Origin of the sequence: Umezawaea endophytica, from assembly GCF_025061645.1 — a bacterium.
In the GTDB taxonomy this organism is placed as follows: Bacteria; Actinomycetota; Actinomycetes; order Mycobacteriales; family Pseudonocardiaceae; genus Umezawaea; species Umezawaea endophytica.
The window spans coordinates 8,711-17,498 of sequence record NZ_JANYMP010000058.1; the positions used below are offsets into that span (position 1 = coordinate 8,711).

The 8,788-nt window shown below is 67.1% G+C and carries 8 protein-coding genes; 5 read left to right on the forward strand and 3 right to left on the reverse strand.

Translation table 11 applies throughout. The annotated features are described in order from the left end of the window. Positions 1-237: 237 nt before the first annotated feature. Positions 238-594, reverse strand: a complete 357-nt coding sequence (locus NZH93_RS49160; RefSeq protein ID WP_259630301.1) for a hypothetical protein — start codon at positions 592-594, stop codon at positions 238-240. Between NZH93_RS49160 and NZH93_RS49165 the strand changes: the two genes are divergently transcribed. Beyond that, a complete protein-coding gene (locus NZH93_RS49165; protein WP_259630300.1) occupies positions 502-1,056 on the forward strand; it encodes a LuxR C-terminal-related transcriptional regulator in 555 nt (184 codons plus the stop codon). The genes NZH93_RS49160 and NZH93_RS49165 overlap by 93 nt on opposite strands. A gap of 135 nt (positions 1,057-1,191) precedes the next feature. Here NZH93_RS49165 and NZH93_RS49170 read toward each other — a convergent pair whose 3' ends face one another. Next, a complete protein-coding gene (locus tag NZH93_RS49170; protein WP_259630293.1) occupies positions 1,192-1,968 on the reverse strand; it encodes a thioesterase II family protein in 777 nt (258 codons plus the stop codon). A 428-nt stretch (positions 1,969-2,396) separates the two neighbouring features. Between NZH93_RS49170 and NZH93_RS49175 the strand changes: the two genes are divergently transcribed. The 4 genes from NZH93_RS49175 to NZH93_RS49190 all read left to right on the forward strand — a co-directional run bounded on the left by NZH93_RS49175 (position 2,397) and on the right by NZH93_RS49190 (position 6,166). Continuing rightward, positions 2,397-3,422, forward strand: a complete 1,026-nt coding sequence (locus NZH93_RS49175; RefSeq protein ID WP_259630294.1) for a GDP-mannose 4,6-dehydratase — start codon at positions 2,397-2,399, stop codon at positions 3,420-3,422. 61 nt (positions 3,423-3,483) lie between these two features. Further along, a complete protein-coding gene (locus NZH93_RS49180) occupies positions 3,484-4,707 on the forward strand; it encodes an MFS transporter (RefSeq protein WP_259630295.1) in 1,224 nt (407 codons plus the stop codon). Between the two features lie 45 nt (positions 4,708-4,752). Continuing rightward, entirely contained in the window at positions 4,753-4,875 is a 123-nt protein-coding gene (locus NZH93_RS49185; RefSeq protein WP_259630296.1) for a hypothetical protein, read from the forward strand. 175 nt (positions 4,876-5,050) lie between these two features. Then, complete coding sequence (locus NZH93_RS49190) at positions 5,051-6,166, forward strand: cytochrome P450 (RefSeq protein WP_259630297.1); 1,116 nt, start codon at positions 5,051-5,053, stop codon at positions 6,164-6,166. Between the two features lie 497 nt (positions 6,167-6,663). Here NZH93_RS49190 and NZH93_RS49195 read toward each other — a convergent pair whose 3' ends face one another. Next, positions 6,664-8,196 carry an extracellular solute-binding protein gene (locus NZH93_RS49195; RefSeq protein ID WP_259630298.1) on the reverse strand — a complete coding sequence of 511 codons (1,533 nt, stop codon included), beginning with the start codon at positions 8,194-8,196 and terminating at the stop codon, positions 6,664-6,666. Positions 8,197-8,788 lie beyond the last annotated feature (592 nt).

The window sequence follows — 8,788 nt, forward strand, 5'->3', positions numbered from 1 at the left end:
AGGGGGGGGACCGCGGAGGCCCCCCGACTTGTCGGCGTTCGGGCCCGGTGGAGAGGCATCGCGCGGTGCGAGTTACCGCGTGTTCAACGGTGTGCGAATTTCGAATAATGGCAGGTTTGTGTCACCTGGTCAGTGGATCCCCGGTAGCGGTGAGTGTGTCCACTGAGTGGGAATGATAGTCCACTAATTGATGTGGGTGGCGTCACAAGGGGATGGGCACCTCAAGGAGTGGTCGCATCACTCCAGGTCCAGGGCTTGCCGGCGGACCGCACCTCGCCCCGCGCCGCCCGCATAGTTAGGAAACAACGGGTTGCGGCGCTGTCCGGTTCGTTTGTCGCCACGTACGCTCCGGGCTGAGATAGAAATCGAGAAACCACCCGAAATAACTGGGAGGAATTTGTGTCGCTCGGTGATGTCGGTCAGCAACCCTGCGATTGCCCCAGCGCGTTTGGGTTGATATTCGAGCAGTCCGGCATATCCATCGCCAATCTCGCCCTGGACCTGAGAGTCCTGGCCGCGAACAAGTGCTTCTCGCAGCAGTTCGGCTGGAGTCAGCGCGATGTCGTCGGGCAGAACTTCCGCGACCTGCTGCATCCGGGGATGCTGTCGAGGATCGAATCCCAGTTCACCTCGCTCGCCGTCGGCGAGCGGCCGCGGTTCGTCGAGCAGATGGTCGCGGTGAGGGCCAAGCAGCGGATGTTCGTCGGCGAGTTGACCGGCATCGCGGTCGCCGACGGCGTCGGCATGGCGGGCTCGATCATGGTCCTGGTGAAGCCCGACAAGGCGGAGCAGGAACCTAGATCGGTCGGGCAGAGCAAGAAGCTGCTCAACCCGTTGCACGCGCGCATCCTGGAAGGCGTCGCGAAGGGCGATTCGACCGTGCAACTGGCCGAGAAGCTCCTGCTGAGCAGCAGCGCGGTGGAGTACTACGTGGCCACGCTCATGAGGAAGCTCAAGGTGCCCAACCGGCCCGCGCTCGTGTCGAAGAGCTACTCCACCGGCATCCTCGGCATCGGCCAGTGGCCGCCGAAGGTGACGACCGAGTTCGTCAAGTGACCTGGGAGGCGTTGCCCGCCCGACCCTTCCGGCGGTCCGCGAACGCGGGAAGCGGCAAGCCGTCCCGCGGCACCGGAACCCGGTGACCGAGGAGCGGGACGTCCGTGGACGGCGTTGCCCACGGACGTCCGCCAGTCAGACCCCTCGTCCCACCGGGCCGAGCGCGACCTTGGCCAACTCGGCGGCGATCTCGGCGTTCACCTGGGAGTGCTGGTCGGTCAGGTAGAAGTGCCCGCCGGGGAACTGGCGGACGCGGAACCGGTCGTCGGTGTGCTCCCGCCAGCGATCGGCCTCGGCCACGGTGGACTTGGGGTCCCGCACACCGATCAGCGCCGTGATCGGACAGCTCACCACCCGATCGTTGGGCTGGTAGAGCTCGATGGCGCGGTAGTCGTTCCGGATCGCGGGCAGGGCCAGCCGGACGATCTCCTCGTTGCCTAGGACGGCCGAGCCCGTGCCCTCCAACTGGGACATGTCGGCCAGGATCCCCGCGTCATCGGTGCGGTGAACCTCCTCCGGGCGTGACGTCGACGGTGCCCGGCGGCCCGACACGACCAACGAGCGCGGTCCCCGTCCGTCCGGCTCCAGCCGGTGCGCCACCTCGAAACCGAGGATCGCGCCCATGCTGTGGCCGAAGTAGACGGTCGGCTTCGGCGGCAGGGCCGCCAGCAACTCGGCGATCAGGTCGGCGTACTCGTCGATGGTCTCCACGAAGGGCTCGTGCCGCCGGTCCTGCCGTCCCGGGTACTGGAGGACGAGGACATCCGTGCGCGGGGCGTGGCTGAGTGCGACGGGCCGGTAGAAACTGGCCGACCCGCCCGCGTGCGGGAAGCAGACGAGCCGGATGGCCGCGTTCTCGGACGGGAGGTAGCGGCGCAGCCACCTCTCCTCGGCGCTGTCGATGTCTGCCACTGCGTCCTCCGGAAACGGGTGTAGGTCCTGGGGTGGCGCACGGGGCGAGTCACGTGCTCACCGCCCTGCCGCCACGCCCTCTTGCCCTGTGTGACAACGCTTCCGCCGCCCGCGCGGGTGATCCCCGAGGGACGGTGGCCTCGTCCTGCGGCGCCCGTCGCGGGTTCGGGCCGGGCCCGCTCACCGTGAGTAGAACCCATCCGGGGCTCGGTAATGGCTAGTCCTGCTCGGCCGGTCGGGTCACGGGGGACTGTAGGGAAATCCCGGACCGCACCGACGAGTCCTGCTTAATCCCTAGCAACCCGTTGATGTCATTGACGGTTCGCCGCGATCACTGCGAGTCTCGGCCCTCGTGGCCCGGTCGGGCGTGGTTCGGTGGGTTCTTGCGCCCGCCGTAGACGTAACTCTTTCTTCGTGTGGAGGAACAGATGTCGAGGCGTGCGCTGATCACCGGGATCACCGGTCAGGATGGCTCATACTTGGCCGAGCACCTGCTGGCGCAGGGGTACCAGGTGTGGGGGTTGATCCGAGGGCAGGCGAACCCGCACAAGATGCGGATCAGCCAGCTCGTCTCCGAGGTGAGCCTGGTCAACGGTGACCTGATGGACCAAGGGAGCCTGGTCTCCGCGGTGGACCTGGTGCAGCCCGACGAGGTGTACAACCTCGGGGCGATCTCGTTCGTGCCGCTGTCCTGGCAGCAGGCGGAGCTGGTCTCGGAGATCAACGGCATGGGCACCTTGCGCATGCTGGAGGCGATCCGGATGGTCAGCGGTCTCAACGGATCCGGGACCGGTGGTGGCCGGATCCGGTTCTACCAGGCGTCGTCCTCGGAGATGTTCGGAAAGGTCGCCGAGGCACCCCAGCGCGAGACGACGGCCTTCCACCCGCGCAGCCCGTACGGCGTCGCCAAGGCTTACGGGCACTTCATCACCCGCAACTACCGCGAGTCGTTCGGCATGTACGGCGTCTCGGGAATCCTGTTCAACCACGAGTCCCCCCGCCGCGGCGCGGAGTTCGTGACCAGGAAGATCTCCCTCGCCGTCGCTCGGATCAAGCTGGGGATGCAGGACAAGCTCGCGCTGGGCAACCTGGACGCCGTGCGCGACTGGGGTTTCGCGGGCGACTACGTGCGGGCGATGCACCTGATGCTCCAGCAGGACGAGCCGGACGACTACGTGATCGGCACCGGTACGATGCACTCGGTTCGCGACGCCGTCCGGATCGCCTTCGAGAGCGTGGACCTCGACTGGCAGGACTACGTCCACGTCGACCCGTCCCTCGTCCGCCCGGCGGAGGTCGAGACCCTGTGCGCCGACTCGAGCCAGGCGCGTGCCGCGCTGGGGTGGAAGCCGACGGTCGGGTTCGAGGAACTCATGGTGATGATGGTCGAGGCGGATCTCCGCTCGGCCTCCCAGCAGCGCGACTACGGCGACCTGCTCACCGCGAGCTGGTAGGAGAGGGCATGGCGGCATGACGCCACCGGTTTCCCTTGTCGACGGGGCGGTTACCGCCCCCGTGTCCAGGCCGAAGGTCGACGGGCCGTTGCGCCCGCTGATCTGGACCTTGGGGCTCAACGGTTTCGCCCAGGCACTGGTGCTGGGCGCGGCCTCGATCCTGCTCGGACTGGAGGCGATGGGGTTCGGCGAAGAGGACAAGGTCGGTGTGCTGGCGCTGCTGACCACCTCGGGCGCCGTGGTGTCCATGGTGGTCCAGCCGTTCGCGGGGGCGCTGTCCGACCGGACGAGGAGCCGGTTCGGGCGGCGCGTCCCCTGGATCCTCGGCGGGTCCGTCCTGTCGGGCCTGTGCCTGTTCGGCATGGGCGGTGCCACCGGCCTCGGGCAGTTGGTCGTCCTGTGGATGCTGTTCCACCTGGCGTTCAACTTCGTGCCGGGGCTGCTGCACGCGATGGTCCCCGACCGGGTGCCGCAGCCACTGCTGGGCACGTTCGCCGCGGTCTACGGTGCGGCGTCGTTGGCGGGCGGCATCCTTGGTGCCGTCTTCGCCTCCTTCCTCGCCGACTACGTCTTCCTGGCGTGGACCGTGCTCGCCGGGGTCCTGGTGCTGGCGGCGGTGCTCCTCACGGTGTTCAACCGCGAGGACCCCGGCCTCGACGACGAGCCGGAACCGTTGACCTGGAAGCACTTCCGGTCGGCCTACTGGGTCAGCCCGACCCGGCACCCCGACTTCGCCTGGGCCTTCGCGGGCCGGTTCCTGATGAACCTGGGCTACGCGATGACGACGACCTACATGCTCTACATCCTCCAGGACTACGTCGGCCTCGGCGAGAGCGCGGTCGGCGCCGTCCCGCTGGTCGGCGCGGCGACGCTCCTCGGGATGACGGTGACGACGGTGCTCAGCGGCCCGTTGTCGGACCGGGTCGGCCGCAGGAGGGTCTTCGTCGCGGTGGCGGGCGCGATCGTCGCCGCCTCGACGGTGGTCCCCCTGCTGTCGCCGACGCTGCCCGCGATCATCGTGTTCGTGTTCTGCTCGGGCCTGGGTTTCGGCATCTACCAGGCCGTCGACCTCGCCGTCGTCACCGAGGCCCTGCCGTCGCGGGAGGACTCCGGGGCCGGGATGGGACTGCTGAACCTGGCCGTGGCGGTACCCGCCACGATCGCACCGCTGGCGGGCAGCGCTGTCGTGCACGCCTTCGACACCTACGCGCCGATCTTCCTGCTCACCCTCGTCCTTTCCGCTCTGTCATCGCTCGCGGTGTCGCGCGTCAAGGGCGTCCGATGAGGTGACCGGCGACCGCCGTGCCGCCCAGACCATGAGGAGACGACGATGTCTGCTGTGGACACCACCAGGGAACGGCTGGAGGACGAGCGGTTCCCGACCGCGCCGGTGGCCGTCGGCGACGAGGACGAGGACGAGGACGAGGAACACATTGTCCGGGGGCGCGACTGACCCGCCCGGCGGGGATCCACGGGCCGCCGAAGCCGGTGAGACTAGGGATTTCTCGGGCGTATCCGCTGAATGATGCTGGCGTAGTCCAGGCACAGCTTCGGAGGTAGCGATGACCACGACCAGGGAACTCCCTTTCCTTGGCTCCCAGCGGCCGCTCGTGGGCCGGCTGAACGAGATGATTCGTGACGCTCGAGCCATCGGCCCGGTCGTCAAGGTGCGGACGCTGGCCGGGGATGAGGCATGGCTCGTGACCCGCTACGCGGAGCTGAAGCAACTGCTGGTCGACGACCGGCTCGGCGCGTCGCACAAGGACCCGGCCCACCGGGCGCGCTACCTGGACAACCCGCTGTTCGACATGGGGGTCCTGAGCGATGACCCCGCTGTCGCCGCCGAGATCCACAGTCGGATGCGCACGTCCCTCACGCCGCACTTCTCCGCCAAGCGTATGAACGCGCTGAGGCCGAGGATCGTGGAGATGACGAACCAGCTCCTCGACGGGATCATCGCGAAGGGTTCGTCCGCCGAGCTGCACGGCGAGCTCTCGCTGCCGGTGTCCTTCCTCGTGCTCTGCGACCTGTTGGGCCTGCCTGATCCGGACGGGTTCATGACGATGCTGTCGACCGCGGGCGACGTGGTCGACTCGGAGAAGGCCGAGGGCGGCAGGCTCGTCCTGTTCGACCACTTGCTGGAGCTGGTGGCGTACAAGCACGCCAACCCCGGCGATGACCTGATCTCGGCGCTGTGCGCGGCGGGCATCGACGACGACTTCGTCACGAAGCTGATCGCCATCACCAGCTTCTCCTACCTGGTCACGCCCAAGAACCTGAGTGCGGGCATCGCGCTGTTCGCCGAGCACCCCGACCAGCGCGACTTGGTCGTCAAGGACCCCTCGCTGATGGCGGGCGCCGTCGAGGAGGTGGTCCGGATGAGCAAGACCAGCGAGTCCTGCCAGCCCCGCTACGCGCACGCGGACATCGACATCGCCGGTGTCACCATCAAAGCGGGTGAGCTCGTGCTGTGCGACCACTATGCCGCGGGCTTCGACGACCTGGTCTTCGACGCCCCGGAGCGCTTCGACATCACCCGCTCGCCCAACCCGCACATCGGCTTCAGCTACGGCTCCTGGTACTGCATCGGCGCACCCCTGGCCCGGATCGAGATGCAGGAGGTCTACTCCGCCCTCTTCACCCGGCTACCCGACTACCGCCTGGCTGTCCCGATCAACCAGATCCCCATGATCAACGACCTCCAGCTAGGAGGCGGCATCGCTGCGGTCCCCGTCGAGTGGTGAGACCGCCCGCCCGCCGTTTCGGCCGTGGTCGAAACGGTGGGGCGGCGGGCAGCAGGTGAGCGCTGACGCGTCGAGTCTGCTCTGGACGGTGGCACGCTCTGCCTCCCGAAGGCGTTCACGCTTCGACGTGGCTGGCGAGATATTGGTGTCAGCGACGATCTCCGCGACGGCCTCACCACCGCGCAGTCGCGGACAGGCCTGGCGGCGCACCGACGAGGGGTACTTCAGGGGCACTGCCACCTCCTGATGATCACTTTGCCTCAACTCTCACAACTATGGATCAGTCCCCAGGGGCCACATCACCTGGTCCACCTATCGGGGTCTCGTCAGGACCTCGCTTCCCTCCGCCAGGATTTGCGTGACTGGTATTTCGGCAAGGAGGCGGGCCGGCTGTTTCTTACCCAGAACGCCAAGACCAGGTACCTGAAGCTGCAGAATGCCTTGGCTCGACTTTGGCCCGCTGGCCCAGCGGGCCTGGCCGGAACCTCTTGTGGTCGTCACTTCCGCAGGATCTCCGCCAACTCTCTGGCCGTGTCGTCTGAGATCACGTCCTGTGTAGTGACCACGCCTTTGACCGCGTTGCGGAACGCCCGGCTGAACTCGGTGTAGTTCCGGTTCGTCGGACGAAGCCCGGCGTCCTGCAACGCCCTCCGTACCTGGACCAGGTGCTCTCCCTGGGCTCGGTCGTACACCGAGTCCCTGGTCGGAGCGAATCCGCCGATCTCGGCCAGGATCTGCTGGCTCTGCGCGCTGGTGAGGAACTGGATGAGGGCCTGCGCGGCCTTCGGCTTGTCGGTTCGCGCCGAGACCGCCAGGTTCTGACCGCCGAGCACGCTCGCGGTTGGCGGGACCGCGGCGCGGAAGGTGACGCCCGCCGCGTCCAACTCGTCCTGCCGGTTGGTCAACTGCTCGTGGGCGACCGCCCAGTTCCGCATAAATGCGGTGCGTCCCTTGGCGAACTGCTCCACGGCGTCGAGGGAGGTGGTGTTCTCGGGGGGAGGGTCGCTCAGGGCGACACCTGGAGTTCTCGTCTCCGCGTTGAGCTTGCGCATGCCCTCGTAGTCGTTCTTGGTGAAGCGCACCCGACTCTCGTCGGGGGTCAGCGTGACCTTGCCGTCCTTGGTCACGACTTCACCCCCTGCCGCCCAGATGGCCTCGAGCGCCTCGACCATGAGCATCTCGTCGGAGAACTGCGCGATGTTCGCCGATTCCAACCCACCTCGCGCCTCGGCGGCGGGGATGCCGGAGTGGCCATCCCAATTGGTTGGTGGGGTGATGTTCGGGATGTCGGTGCGGTGATAGATCAGACCGACGTCCGTGTTGAGCGGCAGTGCCCACATCTTGTCGCCCACCTCGCAGGTGCGCCGTGCCGGGGCCACGAAATCGCCCAAGCTTCCGGCGAGCTTTGACTGGTCCAGTTCGCGGAGGTAGTCGTTGTCGATGAATTCCGACATCCACACCACGTCGAGGAGGTAGACGTCGGCCTTGTGCGCACCGTCCGGTTTTGCGTCGCCCGCCATGCGCTCGTGCTGTTCTTCGGTCTCACCGGCCGCGGGTTCGAACCTGGCCCTGTTGCGCGGGTGGGATTCGTTCCACTGCTCGATCAGGGTGGTGCGCGGGTCTCTGGGACTCAGGTCCGACGCCGTCATGATGACGAGTTCACCGCTCTCCAGCGGTGGCGGCAGCAGGACGTAGCTGCCCAAACCGAGGACCAGGATCGTGCTGACGACGCCGACCGCCTTCGGCGGGCGGCCCAGTGCCTTCAGCACCCGGTCCGCCACCGCGGGAAACGGTCCCGACCACTGCCAGAACTCCTTCACCGCCCGAGGCAGGGCGGTGATCAGCACACTGGACAAGACCAACATCACCGCGGTCGCGGCGAGGTAGGGGATGCCGTCGACCCGCCACCACTCGGCCACGTCCGCGGACAAGCGCGCGGACACCGAGCTGATCACCGCGGTCACCAGGGCGAACAAAACGATGAGCGGAACTCGGTAACCGGGCCGTCGTTGGACCACCGGATCAGTCATGTCTTCCCCAGCCTCATGCTGTACATGGACGATGTCGTCTCGGGCGTACTGCCAAACGGTGGTGACTCCGTCGAATGCGAGTCACAGGAAGAACGAACGCCCAAGACGGTGAACGGGCGTCGAGCATCAGACTTATGGACGTTGAACCGCCTGCTTGCTTTCGGTAGACAGGAAGCGTGGCAGGAGAAGGTGAGCGCGGCGCACCACCGATGGCCCTGCGAACCGCGTTTGCGCCGCGCAGCGAGCCCCACTCGACGAGTTCCCTGTTCAGCAACAGGTCGTCGCACGTCGAGGGATTCGTACCGGTGCCGATTGGAGATCGCGCGGTCGCCAGACCCGCGATGACCACTGCCTCAGAGATCATCGTGTCGATCACAACGCGCTCGTGGGCATGCCCCACCACGTTCTCCTCCCTGGAAACGATCTGCACGCAGCATGCCGCGACGGGCCGGGAGGGTTCCCTGCGAAAGCCCGGAGAGCGACTTGCTCGACTGGATGCGATGCGAGGAGGGCGAGCGAATCGTGGAGACGGAGCAGGTCGTCGCCAACCGGTACCGGCTGGAGGAGCAGATCGGGTCCGGGAGCGGCGGGG

What these genes read in the sequence shown, in the direction of transcription:
- NZH93_RS49160 (WP_259630301.1), bottom strand. Translation starts at nt 594, where the DNA reads ATGCAGCAGGTCGCGGAAGTTCTGCCCGACGACATCGCGCTGACTCCA.
- NZH93_RS49195 (WP_259630298.1), bottom strand. Translation starts at nt 8,196, where the DNA reads ATGACTGATCCGGTGGTCCAACGACGGCCCGGTTACCGAGTTCCGCTC.
- NZH93_RS49190 (WP_259630297.1), top strand. Translation starts at nt 5,051, where the DNA reads ATGATTCGTGACGCTCGAGCCATCGGCCCGGTCGTCAAGGTGCGGACG.
- NZH93_RS49185 (WP_259630296.1), top strand. Translation starts at nt 4,753, where the DNA reads ATGTCTGCTGTGGACACCACCAGGGAACGGCTGGAGGACGAGCGGTTC.
- NZH93_RS49175 (WP_259630294.1), top strand. Translation starts at nt 2,397, where the DNA reads ATGTCGAGGCGTGCGCTGATCACCGGGATCACCGGTCAGGATGGCTCA.